General features: G+C 46.6%; 1 protein-coding gene. It reads right to left on the minus strand.

Annotated features, from left to right (window positions below):
• Positions 1-305, minus strand: a 305-nt coding sequence (locus LKK83_RS05495; RefSeq protein WP_324629921.1) for an HNH endonuclease, incomplete at both ends; no start/stop codon positions are given.

The raw sequence follows: 305 nt of genomic DNA on the forward strand, positions 1-305 counted from the left end.
TTCTACAGGAAGGTCTGTTTGAGACAAAGCCCGATACAACGCCCATCGAGTTGAGTTGACGGCAGCAGCATCCTTGAGTGGGCGCTGGTCCTTCGACAGAATCTCGTTCAGTAATTCCGGTTCCTTTTTTAGGAATTGCTCCACAGGCTTATTTCTCTTTCTCTGATTACACTTAACGCAAGACAGAGTAAGGTTGCTAATTCGGTTACTCCCCCCTTTGGATTTGGAGTGAATATGCTCGACTTCGAGAGGCACATTTTCTTGGCTGCAGTAGAGACAACATCTACCCCATTTCTCTAGAAGGT

The organism is Phormidium sp. CCY1219, assembly GCF_035615515.1.
Classification (GTDB): Bacteria; Cyanobacteriota; Cyanobacteriia; order Cyanobacteriales; family Laspinemataceae; genus CCY1219.